19 protein-coding genes are annotated in these 25,842 nt (G+C 61.3%); 11 read left to right on the forward strand and 8 right to left on the reverse strand.

Translation table 11 applies throughout. The features are described 5' to 3' along the window. Window positions 1-65: 65 nt before the first annotated feature. Together ACR81A_RS02365 and ACR81A_RS02370 are read left to right on the forward strand one after the other, a co-directional pair. On the forward strand, window positions 66-2,096 hold the full coding sequence (locus ACR81A_RS02365; protein ID WP_440312453.1) for an LGFP repeat-containing protein: 2,031 nt from the start codon (window positions 66-68) through the stop codon (window positions 2,094-2,096). Window positions 2,097-2,238: 142 nt separating this feature from the next. Continuing rightward, complete coding sequence (locus ACR81A_RS02370) at window positions 2,239-5,955, forward strand: CDP-glycerol glycerophosphotransferase family protein (RefSeq protein ID WP_440312454.1); 3,717 nt, start codon at window positions 2,239-2,241, stop codon at window positions 5,953-5,955. A 179-nt stretch (window positions 5,956-6,134) separates the two neighbouring features. Here the strand turns inward: ACR81A_RS02370 and ACR81A_RS02375 are convergent, their stop codons facing one another. The 7 genes from ACR81A_RS02375 to ACR81A_RS02405 form a co-directional block, all read right to left on the reverse strand. Beyond that, window positions 6,135-7,235, reverse strand: coding sequence for an ABC transporter ATP-binding protein (locus ACR81A_RS02375; protein WP_440312455.1), 1,101 nt, complete (start codon window positions 7,233-7,235; stop codon window positions 6,135-6,137). Between the two features lie 7 nt (window positions 7,236-7,242). Continuing rightward, window positions 7,243-8,109 (reverse strand): ABC transporter permease, encoded by an 867-nt coding sequence (locus ACR81A_RS02380; protein ID WP_440312456.1) that lies wholly within the window; start codon window positions 8,107-8,109, stop codon window positions 7,243-7,245. Window positions 8,110-8,120: 11 nt separating this feature from the next. Then, window positions 8,121-8,873 carry a DapH/DapD/GlmU-related protein gene (locus ACR81A_RS02385; RefSeq protein WP_440312457.1) on the reverse strand — a complete coding sequence of 251 codons (753 nt, stop codon included), beginning with the start codon at window positions 8,871-8,873 and terminating at the stop codon, window positions 8,121-8,123. A gap of 2 nt (window positions 8,874-8,875) precedes the next feature. Further along, complete coding sequence (locus ACR81A_RS02390) at window positions 8,876-9,871, reverse strand: Gfo/Idh/MocA family oxidoreductase (protein WP_440312458.1); 996 nt, start codon at window positions 9,869-9,871, stop codon at window positions 8,876-8,878. Between the two features lie 76 nt (window positions 9,872-9,947). Further along, entirely contained in the window at window positions 9,948-11,924 is a 1,977-nt protein-coding gene (locus tag ACR81A_RS02395; RefSeq protein ID WP_440312459.1) for a DUF6541 family protein, read from the reverse strand. Then, complete coding sequence (locus ACR81A_RS02400) at window positions 11,924-12,292, reverse strand: DUF2304 domain-containing protein (protein WP_440312460.1); 369 nt, start codon at window positions 12,290-12,292, stop codon at window positions 11,924-11,926. The genes ACR81A_RS02395 and ACR81A_RS02400 overlap by 1 nt, the downstream gene beginning before the upstream one ends. A 5-nt stretch (window positions 12,293-12,297) precedes the next feature. After that, on the reverse strand, window positions 12,298-13,002 hold the full coding sequence (locus ACR81A_RS02405) for a glycosyltransferase family 2 protein (protein ID WP_440312461.1): 705 nt from the start codon (window positions 13,000-13,002) through the stop codon (window positions 12,298-12,300). Window positions 13,003-13,165: 163 nt separating this feature from the next. On the opposite strand from ACR81A_RS02405, the gene ACR81A_RS02410 reads away from it, so the two are divergent. The 7 genes from ACR81A_RS02410 to ACR81A_RS02440 all read left to right on the forward strand — a co-directional run bounded on the left by ACR81A_RS02410 (window position 13,166) and on the right by ACR81A_RS02440 (window position 21,858). Next, window positions 13,166-14,284 carry a DegT/DnrJ/EryC1/StrS family aminotransferase gene (locus tag ACR81A_RS02410; protein ID WP_440312462.1) on the forward strand — a complete coding sequence of 373 codons (1,119 nt, stop codon included), beginning with the start codon at window positions 13,166-13,168 and terminating at the stop codon, window positions 14,282-14,284. Window positions 14,285-14,319: 35 nt separating this feature from the next. Beyond that, window positions 14,320-15,477, forward strand: coding sequence for a glycosyltransferase family 4 protein (locus ACR81A_RS02415; protein ID WP_440312463.1), 1,158 nt, complete (start codon window positions 14,320-14,322; stop codon window positions 15,475-15,477). A 550-nt stretch (window positions 15,478-16,027) separates the two neighbouring features. After that, window positions 16,028-16,675 (forward strand): hypothetical protein, encoded by a 648-nt coding sequence (locus tag ACR81A_RS02420; RefSeq protein WP_440312464.1) that lies wholly within the window; start codon window positions 16,028-16,030, stop codon window positions 16,673-16,675. Beyond that, complete coding sequence (locus ACR81A_RS02425; protein WP_440312465.1) at window positions 16,672-18,456, forward strand: ABC transporter ATP-binding protein; 1,785 nt, start codon at window positions 16,672-16,674, stop codon at window positions 18,454-18,456. The genes ACR81A_RS02420 and ACR81A_RS02425 overlap by 4 nt, the downstream gene beginning before the upstream one ends. Before the next feature lie 4 nt (window positions 18,457-18,460). Then, window positions 18,461-19,576, forward strand: coding sequence for a glycosyltransferase family 2 protein (locus ACR81A_RS02430; RefSeq protein ID WP_440312466.1), 1,116 nt, complete (start codon window positions 18,461-18,463; stop codon window positions 19,574-19,576). A gap of 13 nt (window positions 19,577-19,589) precedes the next feature. After that, complete coding sequence (locus tag ACR81A_RS02435; RefSeq protein ID WP_440312467.1) at window positions 19,590-20,744, forward strand: glycosyltransferase; 1,155 nt, start codon at window positions 19,590-19,592, stop codon at window positions 20,742-20,744. Between the two features lies 1 nt (window position 20,745). Further along, complete coding sequence (locus ACR81A_RS02440) at window positions 20,746-21,858, forward strand: glycosyltransferase family A protein (protein ID WP_440312468.1); 1,113 nt, start codon at window positions 20,746-20,748, stop codon at window positions 21,856-21,858. Here ACR81A_RS02440 and ACR81A_RS02445 read toward each other — a convergent pair. Further along, window positions 21,855-23,480 carry an asparagine synthase-related protein gene (locus tag ACR81A_RS02445; RefSeq protein ID WP_440312469.1) on the reverse strand — a complete coding sequence of 542 codons (1,626 nt, stop codon included), beginning with the start codon at window positions 23,478-23,480 and terminating at the stop codon, window positions 21,855-21,857. The genes ACR81A_RS02440 and ACR81A_RS02445 overlap by 4 nt on opposite strands. 85 nt (window positions 23,481-23,565) lie before the next feature. Between ACR81A_RS02445 and ACR81A_RS02450 the strand changes: the two genes are divergently transcribed. After that, window positions 23,566-24,732 (forward strand): glycosyltransferase, encoded by a 1,167-nt coding sequence (locus ACR81A_RS02450; RefSeq protein ID WP_440312470.1) that lies wholly within the window; start codon window positions 23,566-23,568, stop codon window positions 24,730-24,732. Next, entirely contained in the window at window positions 24,733-25,821 is a 1,089-nt protein-coding gene (locus tag ACR81A_RS02455; RefSeq protein WP_440312471.1) for a glycosyltransferase, read from the forward strand. The last annotated feature ends 21 nt before the right edge of the window (window positions 25,822-25,842 follow it).

The following is a 25,842-nucleotide window of genomic DNA, read 5'->3' on the forward strand; positions in this document are numbered from 1 at the left end:
ACCCGTCGAACGGATTCAATCCGGGCAACATTATTTCCGATGCAAACTTCTATCAGGGCACGGCAATGTCTGCAGCCCAGGTGCAGACATTCCTGAACCAGCGTGTCCCGCGTTGCACGATCGGCGACCCGGGAAAACCAGCTGGAGGGACCTACTACTTCCCGGGTGGCGGATCGACGAAGCTTGCCACGAAATGCCTGAAGGATGCGGTGCTTCCTTCCCGCAGCATGGCATCAAACCCGTACTGCAGTAGCTACGTTGGCAGCAAGGGCGAGAGCGCCGCGACGATCATCCAGAAGGTCGGCCAAGCGTGCGGCATTAGCCAGCGAGTTCTGCTCGTGATGCTTGAGAAGGAACAGTCGCTCGTTCAGGATGACTTCCCGGCGCAGCACCAGTTCGACCGCGCCATGGGCTACGCCTGCCCGGACTCCGGCCCGGGGGGCTCCGCGAACTGTGACACGCAGTACTACGGCTTTTTCAACCAGGTCTACTACTCGGCGTGGCAATACAAGGTGTACCGCGCTTTCCCGGACAGCTACCGCTACAAGCCCTTCCAGAACAACACGGTTCAGTGGCACCCGAACCTGGGCTGTGGCACGTCGAACGTGTACATCGAGAACCGCGCGACGGCTTCCCTCTACATCTACACGCCGTACCGCCCAAACCAGGCGGCGCTGAATGCGGGCTGGGGGACGGGTGACGCCTGCTCCTCATACGGCAACCGCAATTTCTACAACTTCTACAACACATGGTTCGGGTCCCCCACGGCGCTTGATCCTGTCACAGCGAAGTATGTAGAGACTGGAGGATCGGGAGGGATTCTGGGTGCTCCTTTGAGCGGTATTGAGTCGTACCCGGGTGGTGGCTTGGGTCAGCGTTTTGCTGGTGGGTCGGTGTTCTATTCGCCGAGTACGGGTGCTCAGGTGGTGACTGATCCGATTCGGGCTGCGTATCAGAAGAGTGGGTACTGGCGTGGGGTGCTGGGTTACCCTGCGGGTGGTGTTGAGTCGTACCCGGGTGGTGGCTTGGGTCAGCGTTTTGCTGGTGGGTCGGTGTTCTATTCGCCGAGTACGGGTGCTCAGGTGGTGACTGATCCGATTCGGGCTGCGTATCAGAAGAGTGGGTACTGGCGTGGGGTGCTGGGTTACCCTGCGGGTGGTGTTGAGTCGTACCCGGGTGGTGGCTTGGGTCAGCGTTTTGCTGGTGGGTCGGTGTTCTATTCGCCGAGTACGGGTGCTCAGGTGGTGACTGATCCGATTCGGGCTGCGTATCAGAAGAGTGGGTACTGGCGTGGGGTGCTGGGTTACCCTGCGGGTGGTGTTGAGTCGTACCCGGGTGGTGGCTTGGGTCAGCGTTTTGCTGGTGGGTCGGTGTTCTATTCGCCGAGTACGGGTGCTCAGGTGGTGACTGATCCGATTCGGGCTGCGTATCAGAAGAGTGGGTACTGGCGTGGGGTGCTGGGTTACCCTGCGGGTGGTGTTGAGTCGTACCCGGGTGGTGGCTTGGGTCAGCGTTTTGCTGGTGGGTCGGTGTTCTATTCGCCGAGTACGGGTGCTCAGGTGGTGACTGATCCGATTCGGGCTGCGTATCAGAAGAGTGGGTACTGGCGTGGGGTGCTGGGTTACCCTGCGGGTGGTGTTGAGTCGTACCCGGGTGGTGGCTTGGGTCAGCGTTTTGCTGGTGGGTCGGTGTTCTATTCGCCGAGTACGGGTGCTCAGGTGGTGACTGATCCGATTCGGGCTGCGTATCAGAAGAGCGGTTACTGGCGTGGGGTGCTCGGCTATCCGACGAGTGGTGTGCAGAAACGGGCGGACGGGTCTCTGGTGCAGAGTTTCCAGGGCGGCACTATTGAGTACACCGCGGCTGGCAAGGCTGTCGTAACGCCGAAGGCCGCGATGAGACACCTTGAAGGAGACTCAAATGACCTCAACGTCCCCCAGAAGGAGGACGCAGAAGCTCCGCAAGAGAAAGGTGAAGAGGAGGAGGCCTCGACTGTCTCTCCGGCCCCAAAAGGCGAACCGTCTGACGACGAAGAGTCATTGCGCTCTGCGCAACCGCAAGATGACTCAGGTGTTGGTGTGACTGGGGCCGAGTGACGTGAAAGCGAAGCCGCACTCGATCTGGGAGGGCCGCAACGAGCCCAGCCCAGAGCTCTAAGAGTAAGCAGGAGGAGCGAAGCAATTAGAGAGGGTAAACTGATTGCTTTGACTCGCAGTCAAACCCACCTTTAGGAGCGCGATGATCACGAATGTCGGGAGAGCCATTGGTATTGCGTTTTCCTACCGCCGACCGTGGAGACGGTGGCTCCTCCTCCTCCGTGTGATCATTGACCGCCAGGGGCGTGCAGCAGTGAACTCAGCTGCATTTGCCAAGCTGCAAGGCCAACTAGAGGGAATGCTCCCGGAATATCCGGAACTTGTGCCGCGCTACCTGAATCAGCTGCGACGTGTGCTTCCCGCCGGCAAAGTTCGTGCACTCGCAGAGGAGCTTCAAGCCGAGCACAATGATGACGCAGTTTGGCTCACCTTTCTTGTCAACTTTTGGTACGGCTGGGGGGACTACCGACGCGGAGACGAAGCGCTTGAACTCGCCAAGGAGATAGATCCCGACTACCTTCCTATCTACCTTGAGGAAGCCGCAAATCAGCGTGTCCGGCGGAATCATTCTCGAGAGCGGTCAGCCATACAAAGAATTCTTGAGCTCAGTCAGGAATCCAAGCAGCGTTCCGCGGCTCTGGTGCAGCTGGGGTATCTCGAGTATTCGAAGCGTGATTTCGAAGCAGCGGCTCAGGCTTTTTCCGAAGCCGAGCTTGACGGGGCGTCGGCCTCGGGGATGCTCGCCGCCGCCGAATCATTCAGGCGCGTTGGGCGGGAAGAAGCGAGGAAGCGGGCGCTCAACACATACTGGCGCGGACGAAAGAAACCGTCGGTCGCCCCTGAGCTCGTACTTGCTGATGCTTACTCCACGATGGTCGATATCGAAGCCGCTGAGTATTACATTTCAAAAGCGCCAGCAAGTTCGGACTTGGACGGCAGCAGGGATTGGGCGGAACTTCGAGTTGCGTTCCTTCAGGGAGAGTGGGAAACAGCCAGTTTCATTGCGGATAGGTACCTGAAGCGCGATTCTGGTGCCCCGCTGTCACGCATCAAAGATATTGCTCTACTTCTGGAGCATCTTGGGGACTTCCACCGTGCTGCCGAGTTGCTCCTTGACGCCGAGCAAAGAGGCCTTTCAGACCCAGACTCCCTTTATCGAGCCGGGATCAATCTCGGGCAGCAGGGACGAACTCAGCAAGCGGTTGATGTTCTACTCCGTTCACGACAATTGAATTCGAAGTCCTTGAAGGGCGAACCGAACTTCAGTGCGGTCACGCAGGCGTCGAGCAAGCACCTGCGCGAGTGGAGCATCGAGGATCTTAGACGTGCGCTACGAGGCGTTTCCACGCACCGAGCGCTGACCTATGTCTCCCATACGCTCGGTTCGCGCTATGCCCAGAATGGCGAGTACGAACTGGCATTCGAGGCACTTCGACTGGTCTCCTCCAAACGGGGCGCCACCCTTCCATATTTTGGTGCACGTCGTTCACAACCTCATCCACGGTGGCATGAGACCTTCGCTGAGACGATTGAGCTGTTCCCGGTGGAACAAGACCTCGTAGTCTATGAGTCTTTCCACGGTGGGGCTACCTCCTGCAATCCGCTGGCCTTGTGCTTGCACGCGTTGGGTGAGCCGTCGCTCAGCCATCTTCAGCATGTGTGGATTGTGAACTCGAATGCGGAGATCGACGAACGTCTACGCGCTGACTCGCGGGTCACTTTCGTCCTGCGCTCGAGCGCAAATGCTGCGCGAATGCTGGCTACCGCTGGCACCGTCATCAACAACACGAGCTTTGAGGCTGCATACTACCGTCGTGAGGGTCAAAGGTATCTCAACACATGGCACGGTATTCCGTGGAAACACCTGGGTAAACGCGTAGCGGGAGATCCGTTCTCCTATGGAAACATTGCGCGGAACATGCTCCAAGCGACTCACATTATTGCCCCTGACAGTCACACACTTGAGGCTTTGACTCGCGACCAAAACGTTGATCGGTTGCTTTCTCCTGCTGTGACACAAGTCACAGGGTACCCCCGCATCGATTTGACAGTTTCGTTTTCTGAAGCGAGGAAGGACCAGCTGAGGCGAGAGCTAGGGCTTTCGCGCGACACTCCTGTTGTGCTCTACGCGCCGACCTGGCGTGGCTCTGTCTCGGATGAATCCTTCGACCTCTCTATGACGCTTGCTGCCGTACGCACCATGCAGCAGAGCGGCGCACAAGTGATCATGCGAGCACATCATTTTGTCGAAGCTGAACTGCGAAGAAACGAGGAGTTCGGCGATGTCGCACTCGTTCCCGCTTCTGTGAACTCCAACGAGCTGCTGTCGATCACAGATGTCCTCGTAAGCGACTTCTCAAGCATCATCTTCGATTTTGGTGTGCTTGAGCGTCCAGTGATCAAGTACATTCCTGACTATGAGTCGTACCGAGAAGAACGTGGTCTGTACTTTTCTCATTCGGAGATTCTTGGACGCAGCTGCTTTAGCCTGGAATCACTGCGGGAAGCACTAAACGACGCGCTGGAGACTCCCGAGCGCTTTGAAGAGAGAACGGCGAAGCAAAAGTCCTTCTACGCGCAAGAGGACGGGAGTGCGTCGCAGCGGGTATGGGAGTTTGTGCAACAAGACGATATTAAGGAGGACGGTCCGCCGAGGGATGAAGTCCGCCCACTGATTTCCGTTTCTGGGCTCAATGCCAATGGGATCACTCGCGCGTTGAAGAATATGGTGACGTCTTTTAGGGCGGAGCCGGTAGAGCCGTATCTTCTACTGACACGTGACATTATGGAGAATGGCACGTCAGACGCAGTAGAGGCTCTGCAGGAGTTCAGCCACGTACTGCTTGCTGTGGGCCAGCATGCGGGTACTCGGCTTGAAGTCGAAGTCCTTCGACAGGCCCTTGAAGGCAAGGTTCCTCTGCATCAGAATCTGATCGACGTCTTACGTGGGTCGGAACAACGCGAAGCGCGAAGACTCTTTGGAACAGCGGAGTTTGATATCGCGATCGAATTTGACGGCTATTCTCCTGCGAAGTCTGTGTTTATTGGCATGCAGAAACCGCAGCTTGCACCGCGGAACGCTCAGTTCCTGCATAGCGCTATGGTGCGAGAGCGGGATATCAAGTACCCCTGGCTTGACTCATCCTTCAAGTTTTATGACCAGTTCGACTTTCTCGTCTCGGTGAGCGAAGGCGTTCGCGAAGACAATGAGAACATGCTCTTTGAAGAGTATGGGGTGCCTCGCGATCGGCATCGGGTGATTGAGAACCTCATTGACCCGACACGCATTGCAGAACTCGGTCAAGTGGAACTGACTGATGCTGAAGATGCTTGGCTGACGCGGCCGGGCTTGCACGTCACCGCAGTCGGACGTTTGGCTCCGGAGAAGAACCAAGAGGCGATTATTCGGGCTCTTGCTGAGAACCGTGACACTTTGGGAGCTGTTCAGGTAGCACTTGTGGGTGAAGGCCCGATGGCGTCTGATCTGAAAAGACTTGTGTCTGATTTGGGCGTCGAGTCTCAGGTCGAGTTTTTTGGACACCTTTCGAACCCCTACCCGCTGATGAAGGCGAGCGACCTCGTCATCATGGCTTCTGTGCACGAAGGACAAGGCCTCGTGCTTCTTGAAGCACTCACGCTGCAGACTCCCATCGCTGCAAGCAAGATACCGGCTTTACTGCCTGTGGTTGGGCAGGACCGGCTCGGGATTGGCTTTCATCCCGACGCAGAAGGCGTAGCCGGCGCGTTGCACCGGGTCCTAATGGAGGGGACTCCGGTTCGAGAGTTGGCACGATTCAACCCGGTGTCTTACGAATCAGAGGTGAATAAGAAGTATCGCGCCTTGTTCTCAGAGAGGTAAAACCAATGGCACAGTGTGCCAGGTAGTTTTTTCTGACACATACAGCGAGGGCCTCCGGTACGGAATATTCCGTACCGGAGGCCCTCGCTGTATGTGAGAAAACAAGGTGCCAACTGCCTTAGCCCGAGAGCGAGAAGTAGAAACTCGCTTTACGACTGGAATCAGACAGCAACTGAACGCTACATGTGGGAATCATGAGCTTCGAACCTCAGCCCTCTTTCGATGTGATTCGATGCGACGCCGTGTTGGAACGGGAGGCGTCGTTCTTCATACTGCTCGAGAGAGCCTTGCGGAACGCCATCGAGGCACCCCCAAGGTCCTGCTGGCCCACCGTTGCGGCGGTACGCAGCAAGGAATATTCCCTTGCCCAGGCCAAAGGTTCGGGCCTCGCCATCGGACCCCCGAAACGTAGTGATGATCCCCGAGCTAAATTCTTGGTAGGAGCTACCTTCAGACTCTGAGATTTGGACAGCGGGTCCAACTGGCTTACCAAATCCCGGGTTCTGATCGTAGACGTCTCGAATGCTGCCAAGAACGGGATAGGGCAGCTCTGTGACCAGTCTCGCATTCATTGTGTCTACGGCCTCCTCGATCGGGCCATCGAAGATGACTTCGCCACGATCGAGCACTATGCCCCGTTCACAGAGCCGCTTGACTTGGCTGGCATTGTGGCTAACGATGAACATGGTCTTCCCTTGCTCTCGTAGCTCAAGCATTTTTTCATCGCACTTCTTGCGGAACTGAGCATCGCCCACGGACAGAATTTCGTCGACAAGCAGGACGTCGAGCTCCGTGTGGACAGCTACTGAGAAGCCGAGCCGGGCATACATGCCAGACGAGTATCGTTTGACTTCCGTGTCGATGAAATCACCGATCTCGGAGAAAGCCAAGATGTCATTGAATCGCGCTTCAGTTTCTTCGCGAGACATCCCCAGGATGGCGGCGTTGAGGTAGACATTTTCCCGTCCAGTGAGATCTGGGTGGAAGCCCGCGCCGACCTCCAGCAAGCCCGCAACTCGGCCGCGTGTGCGAATCCAACCGCTATCTGGGCGCATGACACCCGAAAGTAGCTTGAGCGTTGTCGACTTTCCCGAACCGTTGCGTCCGAGGAGTGCAATCGATTGCCCTTCAGGAACCGCGAAATTCACGCCATCGACTGCCCGGAAGCTGCTGCTCAAATCCTTCCTGCGTATGGCAGCCAGGAAAGACTCTTTGAGCGAATGGGTGTGGTTAATCTTAAAGGACTTCACAACCTCGTTGAAGACGATTGCTGGACGCACGTCTGGCTCAGAGCTTCTGGGCAAAGGACCCCTCCAACTTACGGAAAACGAGCTGCCCGAGGAGCAGCGTAAATACTGCGATGGCGCTTCCGATAAGCGCATACGTCAGGAGTGCATCGGGCCGAGGACTGTCTGGCGCGAGGGGCAGCCAGAACGCATCGTGGAACATCTCCACCGCGACCGTCATTGGGTTCGACATGTAGAGGTGGAAGAGCCAATTTGGGGCTCGGTCTGCAACCATTGTCCACACGTAGAGCACGGGTGACACCCACGTGGAAAACATGAGAATGAGATCCACGAAGTTTTTGGCGTCACGGTAGGCGACATTGATGGCGCCGAAGAATAGACCCAAGCCGAGGCCGAAAACTACGATTAGGGCAACGCCTACAACAAGCGTCACAATTTGCAGCCAGGAAACTGTCCAGCCCAAGAGGATGGACACTATGAGCAGCAGCGCGCCTTGCGGGAGGAAATGCACGAGGGCAATCCCAACGGCAGAAACAGGGAAGAGCTCTCTCGGCAGGTAGATCTTCTTTACAAGGGCTGCGTTGTCGGTGATCGCGTTCGTTGTGTTTCGGAGTACCTCGCTGAAGAGATTCACAGCCACGATCCCTGCGAACAGATACACGGGGAACTGGCTGATGTCTCGAGTAGCTCTCATGATGACGTCTACTACGAGGAAATACATCAGGAATTGCGCAGCTGGTCGGATGTAGGACCACACCCAGCCGAGGGCTGATCCGTAATATCTCGTTGTTACTCCTTTTTTGAAAAGGAGCGACAACAGGTATCGGTGACGAAATACATCAACGAGACCCTTGCTCTGACCTGGTGTGTCGAAATCTGGGTCAGTAAGTGCTGCTTGATATGCCACGAGGAGGTATCCTACTGCGCTTCTCTGGGGGAGAAATGACCTGACAAGGTGACGGCGGTCAGGTCTCCCTGCGCACGCCACCATGAGACTGCATCACAGAGCGAGCCGAGGTCGTCCGGGATCCAGTCATCCCCCGTAAAGAACTCACCTGCAGCGTAGTGCGCGAGAAGCGCGTCTGCAGTCTCCGGGGCGTGACCTGCGCGCTCGATCCCGACAGCATTCACGCCAGTGAGGCGGGGCGGCGTGCCGTAGACCTTCGCGAACGGAGGCACATCGCGCGTCACTGGCGTCCCCATACCGATCATGGCGCCAGGTGCAATCACGCGACGCTGATGAACAACGGCATTCATGCCAATGTTGACGCGGTCGCCGATCACACAGTGGCCACCGATAGAAACACCCGCGGAGACAGTCACGTCCTCGCCCAGGAGCACGTCATGCGCAAGGTAGGCACGGTTCAGGACCCAGCTCCGGGCGCCGACCGTCGTCTCGCGGTAGCTTCCTTGGTTGATAACAGCACCCTCGCGGATGACTGCGCCCGAGCAGATCCGTACACCAGCGTGGGTGAGCTCGCCCGCCCATGCTGCGTTCTGCGGCAGGGTTGACATCTCAGGTGGGGCCCCGATTTGTGCGCCAGGGCCAATCCATACGTCGTCCTCGATGACGCACGGGCCGAGGATGACTGCGCCGGGACCAACTGTGACGTTGTTTCCCAGCTCGACGCCTTCCCCAATAAAAGCCTGAGCGCTAATGCGGTCTGACACGCTTACTCCTTGGTTCCAAACTTCACGGCGTCTCCGCTTTTCGCGGAAGCGATTGCGGCCTCAGCGACACGGAGCGTCTCGTAGCCCTCTCGGAGCGAGACATGGTCCTGGCGGGTGCCGAGGATTGCATCACGGAATGCCTCGTGTTCGCTCTTCAGCGGCTCCCGCTTGTCCAGCGCGAACCGGGTGACCGTGCCCTCGCTGACACCGCGGAACGTCGTGACTGCGTCCCAGGTGCCGTGACCTGTGCCATTCTCATAGAACGTCAGATCTGCGGTGAGGGTGTCAGCCACAAACGCACCGCGTTCGCCGGTGACAAGCGTAAGCCGCTCCTTGAACGGGGTGAGCCAGTTCACGATGTGATTGACCATGATCCCGTTCTCAAGCGTCCCGGTGATCGCGACCATGTCCTCATGCTCCCGGCCACTGCGGCAGGTGGTCTGGGCGGCAATGCTCGCGTAGTGGGACTGCGCAAGCCACGCGGTGAGATCAATGTCGTGGCTCCCCAGATCCTTCACCACGCCGACGTCGGCAATTCGTGCCGGGAAAGGGCCCTGTCGGCGGGTTTGGATCTGGTAGACCTCACCGAGGTCACCATTCTCGATGCGAGCACGCAGACTCACCAGCGCCGGGTTGAAACGCTCGACGTGGCCGACTGCGGCCACAAGGTTGGCGCTTTCGAACGCGGAAACCAGACGCTCGGCAGCCTCGAGCGTGTGAGCAACAGGCTTTTCGATCAGGGTGTGGACTCCCGCTTCGGCGAGCGCGAGTGCGACGTCCTCGTGGAACCGCGTGGGGACCGCCACGACGGCGGCCTCTACACCCGCATCGATAAGCCCCTGCACAGAGTCGTGGATGGGGGTATCGCCGGCGACTCCGTGCGGGTCACCCGCGGGATCAGCCAGCGCAATGAGCTCCGTTCCCTCGGTCTCGCGAATGACGCGTGCGTGATGCCGCCCCATCATTCCGAGTCCGATGAGTCCGTACTTGATGCTCATGTGTGCTTCTTCCTGCCGGGAAACGGCGTGTGTTGCAAAACGTGTTCAGTGTATGCCTGAAGGATGAACGGTCGGTTTACTTGCACCCATCGACGCGGTACAGCACTGCATCTCCCTCACGGTCTACCTCGGTGAGAGCGGGGGCGCTCTCGATGTCACTGATCGGCGAGTACGGCTTCGCAAGAGGCGTGCCTTCAAAGACGTATTCAGTGCCAAAATCGAGGACAAACTGTGCGTTGAACTCTCTGCTGAGGTCACATGCGTGGGGCTTGGCGTCGTCGATTCCCTCGATCAGCTCAAATATGCGGGGGTCATAGGCTCCACCTGTATGCGGAACCAGCACCTTTCGGTCGCCGAGCGCGTAGGCGAGCGCCCCGCCGTTCCAGGGATTGTTGATGATGGTCTCAGACTCGGGAACGTGCTCGGGAAGGCGCTCAAGCAATGCGCGTTCATCGGGCGTGAGGAGCGGCGACTCCTCATTGGCCGCGTACTTGCTGCTCACATACTGCACTCCTGCAAACGCGCCAGCTCCCTGCGTCGCAGCCAACAGGAGCACCGCGCCCGCGATAGCGGCGAATGGACGTAGCGAGCGCGTGACCCCGCCGATACGCCGAGCACGGTTCACTCCCACTGCTGCAACGGACCAGAGCCAGCTTGCCCCCAAGACCGCAAGTGGGAATGCTCCGAGCCAGACGAGCGCTGAGAGCCGCCAGGGATCGCTGTACCAGGGAGCCAAGATAGCCGTTCGCCATTCGCTGGGTGGGAACCCGTCAGCGATGACATAGACGCCGAGCAGTACGGTTGCGCTTCCCACTGCCCAGCGAAGTCGCGGCAAACGACAGGCAATCACCAAGCCTGCAAAGAAGAGAAGCGTGAGCGGCCAGACGTGTCCCTCGAGGTGCGGGGTCATCCCCAGCGCATCGAGAATTGCTCCCTTCGGCCCATGCTTTCCGCCCCAAGGATTGTCTGAAGTGCGGCCGAAGTACCATGCCGCCGCGAACGCGAGAGCAAGCGCGGGCAAGGCGAGAGCAGCGCCAACCATGCTCAGCGCGCGGGCACGAGACTGCTCTCCGAGTGGGCCGGCCCACGTAGGGATCTTGCTCTTTCGAAATGCGCGGACAACGCAATGAGCTGTCGGAGCAATGAGCCACAGCAGCGTGATGTGGAGGGCATTCGGATGCGCGAAGATCGATGCTCCAAACGCTCCACCGAGGAGCAGCCAGGCGGTGCCAGGACTGGTGTGCTCAGCGCTACGTGCATGGCCGAGCCCAAGGACTTGCATGCATGCCACGATGATGAACGGCACGATGGCCAGCGAGAGCAGATTGGGGTACAACACCCCGTAGCCGACCAGCGCGAGCGGGAAGTTTGGAAAAGCCGCGGCGAGGACCCCGGAGACGAGCGAAACACGAACGCTCGGCCCCGCGACTGCGCGCCCCAGCGCGACCATGCCAATGGGCCACAGCACTGTGCAAACAACGAACACTAGAGCATTTGTTGCGAGAGGGATGCTGGCGCCAGTAACTTGCGCGACGAGTGCAACCAGAGCGTGCCAGAGGGTCGGGTAAAAGACCTGGTCTCCGGGTGCGGAAAGATCCATCGCGAACGGTGACGCATTTCCCGAATCAAGAATCTGGCGTACCGCGTTGAGATGGAAGTTCGCATCGTACGTTTGTGAGACCGCATCGGGTGATTTGAGGCTCATCACCAGCGCCGCCGCGATTGCGAGTCCGCCGAGCGCTGCCGCGCCGAGCGGAACCAGCAATCGGTGGGCCCGAGCTGTCACTGCCGCACGAGGCCCGAGCCAGCGGCCGAGTATTCCAAGGAACACCGTGCAAGCGACAGTCAGCGCGAGCGGGACGAGGGGGCCCCAAGACAAGCCGAGCAGTGGCGACAGGAGCGACGAGAGCGCGACGATTGCGAGCGCAGCTGGAGCCGCCGCGACAGCTGCGAAGAAGCCCCGCAGTCTGAGCGCGAAGGCGATGGGAGTACCGAACAGGGCGAGCAATCCGATCGCGACACCGACAGGGGCCGCGAGTGCGAGCCATGACATCATGCAGCAGTGTCCGACTCGGGCGCCTCGGTGCGCTCAGAGATTCGCGCGTCCATGAGCGCGACGGCGCGCGCGAGGTCGGTCACACGAGCGTCGCTGCGAGCTTTCGCCCGAATCGTGGCAACAGCGAATAGCAGAGTCATCACCACAAAGATGTAGAGCAGGAGATCGGCGCCGCGACCGACGCCGATGAATTGGGCCACTGCGCTGAGCGCGCCGGGAAATAGGATCGCGAGTATTGCGACCACAACGAAGCACAGTGCGAAGATTCGCTTCAGTGCGAGCGACCGATCGCCGGGCAGGAACTTCATCGCGAGACCTGCTGCGATGAGGACTCCGACAATCAGGATGAACTGGATGAGCTGCATGATGCCTACCGAATGACGAGGTCGATGAGAATGTTGACGGAGTTCAGCAGAGACTGGCCCTTTGCCTTTGAGTAGTCCGTATAGATCACTTCAACGGGCTGCTCAGCATATGGCAGCCCGGTGCGCCCCAGCTGAACAACGATCTCGGTCCCGTGAGCCATGCGATCCTGACGCAACTTGATCCTGCGGAGTGCGTCCTCTCGAATCACCCGAAGCCCATTGTGGGCATCGGTGAGTCGAGTACGTGTTGTCACGTTCGTGACCCACACGGCAGTCTTGAGCACGATCTTCTTCATCAAGCCAGGCTTTGTGCGGTCGTCAAGGAAGCGCGAGCCAAAGACAATGGCAAGATCCTCGTCTCGTGCACGATCGAGCATCGCGACCGCGTCTACGACACGATGCTGCCCGTCTGCGTCAAAGGTCACTACAAACTTCGCACCACGCTCAAGGGCATACTCAAAACCAGTCTGCAGTGCGGCTCCCTGCCCGAGATTGATCGGGTGTCGCACAATGCAAGCCCCCGCGTTTCGGGCGACCTCCCCAGACCCATCGCGCGACCCGTCGTCGATGCAGACGACGTTCGAGAAAGCGTTGCGCAGCTCTGAAATGACCTGACCGATCACCGTAGCCTCGTTAAACAGCGGAATCACAACCCAGGTGTCAGGATTGCGATGCGAAGGGGCTGCAAGCCCGGGGCTGGGGGACGTCATGCGCATATTGTCTCAGATCCAGAAGAACTCAGCGCACTGTGCGGCAGCGGGGCCTCAGACGCGGTTCTGTAGGATTGGCATGCTCCGTCTGCCCATCCGAGAGGCGGGGTGAATCGCTTGGCACCCGCGGGCGCTTTGAATACGCAGGAGAAGAGAGGCACGCATGTCGACTGAGCCCGAGTTCATTCCGCCGGCCCGCCCGCTCATTGGGGACGAAGAGCGCGAGGCCGTGGACCGTGTGCTCCGTTCGGGCATGATCGCCCAGGGGCCCGAGGTCGCTGCGTTCGAGCGTGAGTTCGCGGACCACTTCGTACAGGGCCGCGAAACCGTTGCCGTGAACTCCGGCACCAGCGGGCAGCACCTCGGCCTGCTCGCGGCGGGAGTGGGTCCCGGCGACGAAGTGATCGTGCCCTCCTTCACGTTTGCCGCGACGGGCAACTCCGTTGCGCTGACGGGTGCCACCCCGGTGTTCGTGGATATCGAGCCTGAGACGTTTACCCTCGACCCTGAAGCTGTGCGCGCTGCGATTACGCCGCGCACGAAGGGTGTCATGCCCGTGCACCTCTACGGTCACCCGTTCCTCGCTGATGAGATTGGTGCGATCGCTCGCGACGCAGGAATTGCAGTGTACGAGGACGCCGCGCAGGCACATGGCGCGAGCTGGAAGGGCCAGCCGGTCGGCACCTTCGGCGACTTCGCCATGTTCAGCCTCTACCCCACGAAGAACATGACCGCGGGCGAGGGAGGCATGGTGACCTGCGCGACCCCAGAACTGGCACGCGGTGTTCGGCTGCTGCGCAATCAGGGCATGGAGACGCAGTATGAGAACGAGGTCGTCGGTTTCAACGCGCGTATGACAGATATTCACGCGGCGATCGGACGTGTCCAGCTCACGAAGGTCGATGCGTGGACTGCGAAGCGGCAAGAAAACGCCGCGTTCTTGAACGAGGGACTTGCTGGCGTCGACGGCGTGCTCACTCCGGTGGTACGAGACGGCGCCGTGCACGTGTATCACCAGTACACAATCCGGGTTGCAGCGGGGGAGCGGGATCGTATTCGGACCGCTCTGAAGGATGAGCACAACGTTGGTTCCGGCGTGTACTACCCGATTCCGAACCATCGCCTGCCCTCGCTGGCGCACTTCGCGCCGGGCCTCGAGCTTCCCGAGACGGAACGTGCCGCGAGCGAAGTGCTTTCGCTGCCGGTCCACCCTGCGCTGACTGCGGTGGATCTGGATCGAATCGTGGCTGGCGTAACTGCGGTACTTGGGGCAGGATCCTAGGCGTCTCTCGACGCCTGTGAACCCCGAACTGGACTATGCGAATAGCGATTGCCACGCGGATCTTCGATCCCGAGCCCAGTGCTGCCTCGTTCCGCTTGAGCGCACTTGCGAGCCGCTTCGCTGAGTCTGGCGATGTCGTCCGTGTGCTGACGGTACAGCCCCCGGAAGGGGCCGTACCGTCAGCAACAAACTATCGTGTGACACGATTCCCGGTGCTCCGGGACAGCACTGGGTATGTACGTGGGTACGCCCAGTACATGAGTTTTGACATTCCGTTGTGGTTCCGGATTCTGCTCGGTCGCGGTCAGGACGCTCTGGTCGTCGAGCCTCCGCCCACTACCGCGCTGAGCGCCACGGTCGCCGCGTGGATCCGGAGGATTCCGGTGTTCCCCTACGCCGCTGACGTTTGGTCTGATGCGAGCGAGAGCACCGGAGCACCCAGCTTTGTCGTGCGTGCAGTGCGGTGGATGGAACGCGTCGCGTGGAACAGGGCCGCGGGTGTGCTTGCGGTGAACGAGGGCGTCGCGGAGCGTGTGAAGGCCATCGCCCCACGTGCTCGTGTGCGTGTGGTCGGGAACGGGATCGATACCGCGGTATTCCGGCCAGACGGGGAAACCGCGGCTGCGGCGCCGAGCGGTGCCTACGCCATTTATACGGGTACGGCTTCGGAATGGCAGGGCGCGGAGGTGTTCGTGCGCGCGGTGGCGGAGCTCAACCGCGCGGGAACACCGATTTCGCTGGTGTTCCTGGGCCAGGGGACCGCCTTTGCGGAGCTTCGTGCACTTGCCGAAGAGCTCTCGGCGCCGGTCGAGTTCCATGATCCGGTGCCACCGCACGAAGCTGCCGCGTGGCTTCGTGGCGCCACGGTAAGTCTCGCGAGTATTCGGCCCGGGGCTGGCTATGACTTTGCGTACCCCACGAAGGTCTTTGCCGCTTGGGGATGCGGGACGCCGGTGGTCTATGCGGGGCCCGGGCCTGCGCGCGATGCGCTTGCGAAAACAACGATGCTTGGCGAAGGAACCGACTACGACGACGCCGCGGTAGCCGGAGCGATCCGACGCGTTGCCGAACGCGGAAGCTCATCGCGGCAAGATATCGCCAACTGGGCGGTGCGCAACGTGTCACTTGCCGGGGTTGCGGACCGTGTGGTCGAATTCGTTCGGGAGCAGACCGGGCGGGGCACTCGTGCCTAGGCCGACGCTGAAAGACCGGGTCTGGGCGGCCGTGTCAGTTGCGAAGCTGCGCCTGGCTGGGAATCCGCTGCCTTCCGCTGCCCAGACCGGAGGGGCGGAGTGGAGGCTCCTCATCGGGCCGGCGAACAGCGCGGGCCAGGGGTACGCCTGGGCGCGGGCTGTGGAACGTTCTCGGCCCGGCCTTGCCGCCACGAGCATGCAGTTCATCCACAACGATGACCGCTACCAGTTTCCCGTCGACCAAGCGGTGCTCAGCGGGTACGGAGCGTATTCCGGGCGGTGGCAGAGGGCCCAGTTTGCGGCGCTGCGTGAGTACTCTGCGGTCCTCGTGGAATCTGCCCTCCCGCCTTTGGGTGGGATGCACAACAATGATCCCGCTGCGCAGATCTCACAACTCCGCGAGGCCGGTGTCGGGGTCGGTCTCTTGTTCCACGGGAGTGACCTGCGGGACCCAGACTTGCACCTCGCGGCCGAGCCGCTCTCGTACTTCAGAGTTGACCCAGGGTTCACGGCGCAGATGCGGGCTCGCGCAGCGCGTAGTCGTGGACTTGTGGAACGCGTTGATGCGCCGGTGTTTGTTTCCACACCAGACCTCCTGACTGAGCTGCCAGACGCAACCTGGTTGCCCGTTGTGGTCGACGTTGAAGCCTGGGCCCAGAGCGCAGCGGATGCCCCATTTTCCCGGAGCCGCACCCCGGTGGTGGTTCATGTACCGTCGAGCTCGCAGGTCAAGGGAACGGCTCTCATTGAACCGGTGCTGAGAGCCCTCGACGCTGAGGGTCTAATCGAGTATCGATCAGCCTCCGGCGTACCTCACGCTGCAGTGAGGAAGCTCGTGGGCAATGCGGATATCGTGGTTGACCAGGTTCGTGGCGGTCCCTACGGGGTTGCCGCTTGCGAGGCGATGGCAGCTGGACGCGTTGTCGTGGCACATGTCCCAGAAGTGGTGCGTACACGTACTCGTGAACTGAGCGGCCAAGAGCTCCCCATTGTTGAAGCGCAGCCGGATACGCTGGAGCAGGTAATTCGGGCGCTGAGCGCGGATCCTGAAGGATGCGCGCGCGTGAGCGAGGCGGGACGAGCTTTTGTGAAGTACTGGCATGACGGTCGCGAAAGCGGTCGAGTGTTGGCGACCTGGCTGGAAGAGTGCGATGCCGGTGGTCCCGCTGGCACGAAGAGTGGAGTGGATCTGCCGTGAAAACCATTTGGAAGACTCTCCTCGAGCTGTTCGACGTGCTGCCCTCCGGGGCCAAACCTTTCTATATCTGGTACTCCATCGTGACCAGCCTCCTCGCGATCCTGGATACGGCAGCGCTTGCGCTGATCGTGCTCACTGTCACCCCCCTTGTGTCCGGGAAGCCAATCACCCTTCCGATAATCGGAGAGCTTCCGGCCGGGGCTGTGCCGTGGGTGGCTGTGGTTGTGTGTGCGCTCTTTATTTTTAAGGGTGTGTTCGCGGTTATTCTCCACTGGTTCGCGACACGCCGCTTTGCGCGATATGAGCTTGAGGTGGGCGACGAGCTCTTTCGGAACTACATGCGATCAAGCTGGGAAGAGCGCTCGCGCATGAGCACAGCCGAAGTTACGCGCGTAGTCGACACTTCGATGGCGAACACGAACCTTGGCTTCATTCTGCCGCTGTCTCAGATTCCCGGGAACGCGCTCACCTTCGTCGCTGTGCTTGCCGTTCTGGTCGTGGCGGACCCACTCACCGCGCTCATCGCGCTCGTGTATCTCTCCTCGATCTCGCTCGTCATGATGCTCCTCATTACGCGTCGTGCGAAGCTTGCCGGCGAGCACAATCGCCACTTTGCGTACCGCGTTGCGACGATCATGACTGAGATGGTTGACGCGCTGAAGGAAGTAACCCTGCGGGGGAAGCTCGACGAGGTCGGCCGCGTCGTATCGAAGAACCGTGCACGCGCGACGCGTGCTCGCGCGAATATGTCGTTCCTGGGCATTGTGCCTAAGTACGCCTTCGAGGCCGCGCTCATCGGGGGCTTCCTGCTGATCGGCGCGGCCTCGTTCGCGCTCGGAGGCAGCGCGGCAGCGGTGGCGTCGGTGACGCTGTTCGCCGCAACGGGCTTCAGGATGATCCCGGCAATGAATGGCGTCCAGGGAGCGATCACGAACGCCTCTGCCAATTTGTTTTTCGCGCGAGACGTTATCGCGCAGCTTCGTGCCTCTCGTGCGCAGAAGGAGAAACAAGCAACGATCGTCTCCGACCCTCTCCCGCTCCCAGAAGCGCCACGAATGCTCGAACTCAAGAGCGTGAGCTTCCGCTATCCGGGTGCGGAAAACGAAGTATTGAGAGAGCTCTCCCTCCGGGTCCCGTTTGGTCAGAGTCTTGCGGTGGTCGGTCCCTCCGGAGCAGGAAAATCCACACTCATCGATATTCTGCTCGGCCTGAGTGAGCCAACTTCCGGTGAGATGACCATTGACGGCATCCCGCTGACAAAGGTTATGCAGCAGTGGCGTAGCCGCGTGGGATACGTGCCACAGAGAGTTGCTCTTTTCGACGCTTCAATCGCTCAGAACGTTGCTTTGACTTGGGAGTCGGACTATGACGCAACGCGCGTTGCGCATTCGCTTGAACGTGCTCATCTTGGTGAGCTCATTGCCAGAGGCCGAGGTATCGCTGAGCCAATAGGGGAACGTGGCCAGTCTGTCTCAGGAGGGCAACAGCAGCGACTTGGAATCGCGCGTGCGCTCTATTCCGACCCGATGGTGATGGTGATGGATGAGGCGACGAGTTCGCTCGATACTGCAACCGAGAACCGGATCACGGAATCAATGCGTGATCTTCAAGGCGAAGTGACCTTCATCACGGTGGCACACCGCCTCGCGACGATTCGCGACTACGACCAGGTGTGCTACCTCGATCAGGGCCGGATCCTGGGAAGCGGGACGTTCGACGAAGTGGTCGCGCAGGTGCCAGACTTCAGAATGCAGGCGACGCTCGCTGGTCTCGTGGAGTAGCTGGATGAGCACTATCGACATAGTTATTCCCGTCCACTCGCTGTCCCGCCCGATTGCTCGCGCTGTGAGGAGTGTCCTCGCGGACCGTGTTGACGGAGCCTCGGCTGTGGTCGTGTGTCACAACATTGATGCGGGCGAGATCCGAACACGACTGGGGACGGTGGCCGAGGACCCCGCTGTGCGGATCCTCGTTCTGAACGACGATACGAACTCGCCAGCGGCTCCGCGAAACCTTGGGATCACGCGTTCCTCTGCGCGATATCTTGGTTTCTTGGATTCGGACGATGAGCTTCAGCCTGGTGCTCTCGCTGTGCTGGCTGCGGAGCTTTCCGCGAAACCTGACTTGGTTGTGGGACAGATGTATGTCGAGGGGAGCGGGAGAGCACTCGCGCCAGTTCCTCGGCTTGCTCGCTTCGACCGGCTCGATCCGGTGCGAGACTTGCTGAATTATCGCACCACACTCCAAGGGACGTTGGTGCGCACCGCGGTACTCCAGAACGCTGACTGTCCGAAGTTTGACGAGTCCTTTCGTGTGGGCGAGGACATCGGTATTGGCCTCTATGTCTGGAACCATGCCTCGCATATTCGCTACGTGTCAGCGCCCTCTGGGTACTACTTGCATGGCGATGCCACCGACCGTGTGACCCAAGAACAGCACTCCCCAGGGGTACTCTTCTCACCGGTGCGCTCGGTAGTCAGACTGCCCGCTCTCGAGGCTTTGAAGCGTCGAAAGCGGCAGGCAATTGCAGTGAAGCTCATGCGCCGCCACGTGCTGGACTTTCTCATCGCTCAACTCCGCGCCGGGCGCTCGATCTCGGAATTCCTCCCGGAGGCCGCAGCGACCCTCAACGAGCTTTTGCAGTTTGCTCCGGGAAGCCGCGGGTTCTTCCAGCGGCGTGAGGCACAAGCCATCGACGCGATCCGAGCGGAAGACGCCGCCGGTTTTGAGCGCGCAATGCGCGCCATCGACGCTGCGAGTTTCCGGTCCAAGCTGATCCCCGCGAACCCGCTCCGGACGTTCGCTGCGGAAGCGTTCCTGATGCGGGGGAGGCGCTCGCGCGCGCTTACCGAGTTGCTGGATGAAGAGGCCGGCGACAGCTCAGCCGGCTCCGCAGCGTAGTTAGGATGTGTGAGTGACCACCGACCAGCGGCCGAGCCTCCTCATCGTTTCTTTCTCCGACATCGCAAACGATGCACGCGTGAAGAAGCAGATCAACCTCTTCGCGGAACAATTCCGAGTGACGACATGCGGGCGGGGTCCGGCGATCCGGGAAGACGTCGAGCACATCGAACTCACTCCCCAGGAGTCCAAGATCCGGGACGTCGCCCAGGCGGTCCTGCTCCGGGCAAAGATGTGGCGTGGCGCATTCTCGCTTGAGACCGAAGCGCGTCAAGCTCGCCGCCTGCTCCGCGGACGGACCTTCGATCTCGCGATTGCGAACGACCTCGAGAGCGTGCCGGTTGCGGCAGCGGGTGCCGGGTACGAGCGCACGCTCTCGGACCTCCACGAGTACTGGCCTGGGCTCCACGACCAGATCCCCAACTGGGTGCGTTTGCGGCAACCGTATTATCGGTGGATGATTCGCACGTTTGTGGCGCGGGCCGGCGCGGCGATCACCGTTTCTCAGGCCATTGCAGACCGATACCAACGTGAGTTCGGGGTATCTTGCGGCGTGGTCCACAACGCGACCCCGAAGCATGACCTGCTCCCAACTCCGGTCGGCGATGTGATTCGGGTGGTGCACTCCGGCGGAGCCCAGCCCAACCGCCAGCCCGAGATCATGATGCGGGCAGTTGCTCGATCTTCCGCTCCGCTGCAGATGGACATGTATCTCACCGGGCAGCACACGGAGTACGCGCAGTCACTGCTCGCACTTGCGTCGGAGCTCGGCGACCGCGTGCGGATCCTGCCTCCGAAGCCCTATGACGAGCTGATCGCGACGCTCAACGAATACGATCTCGGGATCCATGTGCTGCCAGCGACGAACACGAACAATGCGCTTGCGCTCCCGAACAAGCTGTTCGACTACGTGCAGGCCCGGTTAGGGCTCGTGGTCGGTCCCACCGAAGATATGGCGAGCCGGGTCAAGGGATTTGGACTCGGCCTCGTCGCGGACGGCTTCGACGAAGACGCCGTGGTGCGCGCACTGGACGCGGTGACGGCCGAGGACGTGCGTGCGTGGAAGGCTGCATCGCACACAGCCGCTGAGGTCCTGAACTCCGATGCCGAGCTGCCGGTGCTGGTTGCCGCCCTCGGCGGTCTTCTTACACACCCGCGCGGTCGCTGAAATGCAAGACACACACCCCGCTCCAGCTGTTGATGTGATTACTGCGGTCCACACGCCCAGCCGGCCAGTGGAACGCGCAGTGGGTTCGGTGCTCAAGCACACGGTCGCAGACGTTCGGGTCACCGTGGTTGTGCATAACACCGATCCAGCGCCGATCAGCGCGCGGCTGCAGGAGTACCTCGATGATCCCCGTCTCCGAGTGATTACTCATACGGACGACTACCGAACCCCGGCGGGGCCGAAGAACCTGGGCCTCTCACTCGCGACGGCCCAGTACACGGCAATGCTCGACTCCGATGATTCGCTTGAGCCGGGCGCGCTCGATGCGTGGCTCGCTGCAGCGGAGACGCCCGCCGGCGCAGCTGACGCGGTGATTGCGCCAACTTCGGGAGCACACGGCAGGCTCCACCCCTCGCCGCCGATTCGGTGGATGCGGGCGCGCACCGGGAGTCCGCTCGACCCGTACCTGGACCGACTGGCCTACCGGGCCTCTCCGCTCGGGCTGATCGGCCGCGCACGGTTCGGGCACCTTCGGTTTGCTGAGGGCATTCCCACCGGCGAAGACCAGCCGGTCACCGCGGAGCTCTGGTTCACTCCCGGATCGCGCGTGGTGTTCCCGACCCGAGCGCCGCGCTACCTGGAACATGATGACCAGGTTGATCGAGTCACCGCCGTCTCGCGTTCCGTGGCGGAAGAGTTCGCCTCGCTCGATGTGACGCTTGCCCCTGGCACGCCGTGGGCCCGTTCGAAGAACGCGCGGTTGAGCTTGGGCGTGAAACTGATGCGGGTGCACCTCTTTGATGCGCTGCGGGCCAGAATCAATGGAGCGTGGGATCGCGAGGCAGCGTCACAGCTCGCCGAAGCAGCGGAACGGATTGCCGCCTGGGCGCCGCTCGCTCCAGGGCTTCTCTCGCGAGCCGATGCACGGTTGCTCGCTGCGATTCGCGCGGAGGAAACGGACTCAGCGATCCTTCGCGACCTGCTTGCGGCCCGTGGTCACCTGCGTTCACCCGGCGCGTTGCTGCCACAGCGAATGAGATACGTTTTCCACTCGCAGGCCCCGCTCCGCTACCACCTCGCGGGTGCGCTGCTGCTGCGCGGTTCTCGCGGCTAGGAAGGCTGCCCGCGGAAGATTCGGGTGTGCGGGTTCCAACTGTCGTCAAGGAACTTCCGCGTGTAGATTCCCATCGGCAGCCCGCCACGAAGGATGAACTTGCGCACCTCCGCCGGCGTTGCGTCTCCTACGAACTCCTGGAATCCCATCGGATGCTGTGCGTACGCGTTCGCGGTGATTCCCCGTTCGACGCGTCGGAGCAGGCCGAGCCCGCGGAGCACCGCCTTCACGCGGTCCCGGTTGCTCTTGCTCACGTTTGCGGCGGCAAACGCCTCAAACGTCGGCGCGCTCTGACCGCTCGCCGCGGTGTACCTGCGGTCAACGTACCCTCGGTACCATTCGCGATCCTGAGCGACCGAGAGATCGAACCGCGCCCAGACATCGAGAAGCTCGCGGTCGAGCATCGGGAGCGCCCATTCATACCCGTGGTGTTCGTAGCCGCGCACCGAGTGATTGATGTACTTGGTTTGGCGCTCAACGATGTTCCACGACTCCAGGGCATCCAGGCGAGACGCTGGGCTTCCGTCGTATTGCATTCCGTCGAGGAACTCTGCGAGCTTCGCCGAGAACCGGGGTGAATCTCGCAGCGCGTCGTGACTCGGCTGAATCGTCGCGTGATGGTGCAGCAGGACGTCCGTGAGTGCAGCACGCGACATCGGTTGCGGGTCCACGAGAATTTCTTCGTCGTGCATATTCCCGACGACCGTGTGCCCGGGGAGGAACACCGCGTCATCGGCGATCAAACCGCGACGGCGAAGCTCGGCGACTGGATACCAATCCTGAATGTGGGGGAGAGACGCGCCAGCATAGCTTGCGGTAATGAACTCGGCGGCCGCTGGTGACTGCCACGCCGCGCGAATTTCTTCGTTGGAGTACTGGATGAATTCCCACCGTTGCCCCAGCGCGGCAGCGACCTCTTCGCTGATCGCGACTTCGCGGGTGCGCCCAACGCCGTACGTGAAATTCACGACGTTCTGGTGCCCCCGTTCCCGCAGTGCAATGGCGAGCAGGCGGGAGTCGAGCCCCCCGCTCAGTGGGATGACGACCTGGCGTTCGCCGATCCGATCGAACAACCGGTCGAACACTGCGTCGAGAGCGCCCGTGAACGCAGCATCAAGCTCCGCCACATCAGTGATCCCGGGGGCGACATGCGGCTTCATTCCGAGCGCACCGGACAAACGTTCGTCCGTCTCCCCGCTGATCCTGCGCCATTCGCCTGCTTGCAGCTGAGAGATCCGCGTGAAGAGCGTGTCACCGCCGGTGACATAGCCGAGCTGGAGAAACTCGAGCGCCGCTGCTCCATCACGATCGGGATCGCCCGCAGCCTGCCGCGCTCGATCGATCTGATCCGTAACGGTGCGCTTGCCGTGCTCGTCCGTTGCGATAAAGAGTGGCCAGCTGCGGACGCTGTCCTGCGCAAGGATGACGCCGCTGGGCGAGCGAAGGATCGCGGTCCAGTGGCCCGCGGCTGCGGTGGCATCAGCATGCCCGGTTGCGGCTGCGGCGGCGATGGCGCGACTGAGATCCTCAACGCTGTCGGGGAAACCGCGCCAGAGGAGCGTGCCCGACGGAGTCTCCTGGCTCTGCCATTCCGCGTCCGTGAGCTGCACATCGATCTGCATGTGCTCTATTCTGCCGTGCCCGGCTCGGCTACAGGAACTCCGGTAGCATGGGGACCTCCCGCACGATCAACCCGAGGACATCCGCATGCACATTCTGATGCTCCCGTCGTGGTATCCCCAGGGGGAGGGCGAGTTTCACGGGAGCTTCTTCCGAGAGCAAGCGGAAGCTCTCGTTCAGGCCGGTCATCAGGTCGGGGTGATCAGTGTCACCGCTGCATCTGTGCTCGACCGTGGCGCATTCCGGGCAGCGACCGCCTTGCGTGCCGCGCCGGCACAGGAGAACGGCGTCACCGTGTGGCGCGGAGCCGCGCTTCGACCGATCCCGTTCGCGCATCGGCTGAACGCGCAGGCGATCGCGCGACGCTGGGAACGCTATTTCGTACAGTACGTTGCGCAGCACGGGCGACCTGACGTGCTGCACGCGCACGCGATGAACCCGGGTGGGGTTGCGGCGGCTCGTATCGCGAAACGCCACGGTATCCCGTTCGTGGTGACTGAGCATCGTGCTGAGAGCTCGATCGAGGAGCTTGGCTCTCCGCGGTTGGCCGCACTCCTGCGGAACGTGGCATGCGAGGCTGCCGCGCTTATCGCGGTATCGCCAGGATTTGCGAGTCAGCTTTCGCAGGTGTACGCCCCGCTGAGCTGGGAATCGATTCCCAACCTGCTGCCCGCGCAGTTTGCTGAGTTGGAGCCTGCGCGACAGGCCGCCGACCCGTTCGTGTTCGGGTGTGTATCGAACCTCACTCCCATGAAGCGCGTCGACCGGCTGATCGAGGCGTTTGCCGAAGCGTTCGGGAATAGCCCTGCAGTGCAGCTTCGGATCGCTGGTGACTCGGAACATCGCTCTGAGCTCGAACGGGTGGCTGAGCAGCTGGGCCTGAGCAACGTCTTGTTCGTGGGGTCCGTGCCACGACAGGACATCGCCGCGGAGTTCGCGCACTACGACGCGTTCGTGCTGCCGAGCACGGCCGAGTCGTTCGGTGTGGTGTTCTGGGAAGCGCTTGCCGCAGGGCTTCCGCTGATTGCAACGAACACCGACGGCGGGCGCTATGCGGTTCGACCCGAGACGGGGCTGCTCGTCGAAATTGACGACCATGCGGCGTTGGTGCAGGCATTGCGAACCATGCGCGAGACTGCCGGCCAGTACGACCGCGCCGCGATCCGACGGATCAGTATCGACGAGGCCGGCGCAAAGACCTTCACCCAGAGATACACCGAGGTGTATCGCGACGCGATTGACGAGTCCCACTAAATGGCGAAGATGATTTTCCACGTCCCCTACCCGCTGAACCGCGAGGCGACTTCGGCAAGCGGGATCCGGCCGGTGCGCATGCGGGATGCATTCGCAGCAATCGGGTACGAGGTCGTTGAGATTTCGGGAGACGCGCGACAGCGCCGGCGGCTCATCCGCGAGGTGAAGCGGCGAATTCGGGCGGGCGAGGAGTTCGAGTTTGTGTACTCGGAGGCGTCGACGAAACCGACCGCGATGACCGAATCACACAGCCTTCCGACGCACCCCTTCCTCGATCTCGGATTCCTCAGCTTCTGCACCCGACGCGGGATCCCCGTTGGGGTGTTCTACCGCGACATTTACTGGGATAGTCCGAAGTACTTGGAGACGGTGCCCGCGCCTGTGGCCGCGGTGACCCGCCGCCTGTACCGTTCAGACCTGCGACGCTATCGCACCGCGGTTGCGCGGATTTTTGTACCGTCGATGCGGATGGCGGAGGTGATGCCCCTGACTCGGATCGAGCAGTGCACCGCGCTCCCACCGGGATCCCCGATCGTTGATTCGGCCCGTCCCGACGAGGGGATGTCGCTGCTCTACGTCGGCGGAACCGGGAGTTACTATCGGATGCAGGAGACCGTCGCGGGCGTCGAAGCCGCGCCGGGCGCCCGGCTGACCATCTGCACGCGGGAGAACGAGTGGGAGCAGGCGAAGTCCGCATACGCTGAGGTGCTGGGAGCGGCCACGACCGTGGTGCACCGATCCGGTGCGGCGCTCGAAGAGCTCTACGACGATGCGCACCTGGGGGTCCTGATGATGGAGCCCATCGGTTACCGCGAGTTTGCCGCGCCGATGAAACTGTACGAGTACCTCGGCCACGGAAAGCCGATTCTCGCCACTGAGGGCTCGCTCGCCGGCGACTTTGTCGTTGAACACGGCGTGGGCTGGGCCCTTCCGTACAGTGCGGAGGCGCTTGCAGAGCTGCTTGTTCGCCTGCAGGAGGATCCCGAGGAGTATGAGCGCGCGAGCGCGCGCGTCCGCGAGGTGCGTGAAGCGCACACCTGGGAAGCGCGCGCTGCCCAGGCGCGAGCTGCGCTCGTACCCGCCGACTGAAGGACGGCGGATACGAGCGTC

It is taken from the genome of Leucobacter chromiireducens (genome assembly GCF_051993095.1).
GTDB lineage: Bacteria > Actinomycetota > Actinomycetes > Actinomycetales > Microbacteriaceae > Leucobacter > Leucobacter chromiireducens.

What these genes read in the sequence shown, in the direction of transcription:
- ACR81A_RS02365 (WP_440312453.1), top strand. Translation starts at nt 66, where the DNA reads ATGTCTGCAGCCCAGGTGCAGACATTCCTGAACCAGCGTGTCCCGCGT.
- ACR81A_RS02370 (WP_440312454.1), top strand. Translation starts at nt 2,239, where the DNA reads ATGATCACGAATGTCGGGAGAGCCATTGGTATTGCGTTTTCCTACCGC.
- ACR81A_RS02390 (WP_440312458.1), bottom strand. Translation starts at nt 9,871, where the DNA reads ATGAGCATCAAGTACGGACTCATCGGACTCGGAATGATGGGGCGGCAT.
- ACR81A_RS02395 (WP_440312459.1), bottom strand. Translation starts at nt 11,924, where the DNA reads ATGTCATGGCTCGCACTCGCGGCCCCTGTCGGTGTCGCGATCGGATTG.
- ACR81A_RS02400 (WP_440312460.1), bottom strand. Translation starts at nt 12,292, where the DNA reads ATGCAGCTCATCCAGTTCATCCTGATTGTCGGAGTCCTCATCGCAGCA.
- ACR81A_RS02405 (WP_440312461.1), bottom strand. Translation starts at nt 13,002, where the DNA reads ATGACGTCCCCCAGCCCCGGGCTTGCAGCCCCTTCGCATCGCAATCCT.
- ACR81A_RS02410 (WP_440312462.1), top strand. Translation starts at nt 13,166, where the DNA reads ATGTCGACTGAGCCCGAGTTCATTCCGCCGGCCCGCCCGCTCATTGGG.
- ACR81A_RS02415 (WP_440312463.1), top strand. Translation starts at nt 14,320, where the DNA reads ATGCGAATAGCGATTGCCACGCGGATCTTCGATCCCGAGCCCAGTGCT.
- ACR81A_RS02430 (WP_440312466.1), top strand. Translation starts at nt 18,461, where the DNA reads ATGAGCACTATCGACATAGTTATTCCCGTCCACTCGCTGTCCCGCCCG.
- ACR81A_RS02440 (WP_440312468.1), top strand. Translation starts at nt 20,746, where the DNA reads ATGCAAGACACACACCCCGCTCCAGCTGTTGATGTGATTACTGCGGTC.
- ACR81A_RS02445 (WP_440312469.1), bottom strand. Translation starts at nt 23,480, where the DNA reads ATGCAGATCGATGTGCAGCTCACGGACGCGGAATGGCAGAGCCAGGAG.
- ACR81A_RS02450 (WP_440312470.1), top strand. Translation starts at nt 23,566, where the DNA reads ATGCACATTCTGATGCTCCCGTCGTGGTATCCCCAGGGGGAGGGCGAG.
- ACR81A_RS02455 (WP_440312471.1), top strand. Translation starts at nt 24,733, where the DNA reads ATGGCGAAGATGATTTTCCACGTCCCCTACCCGCTGAACCGCGAGGCG.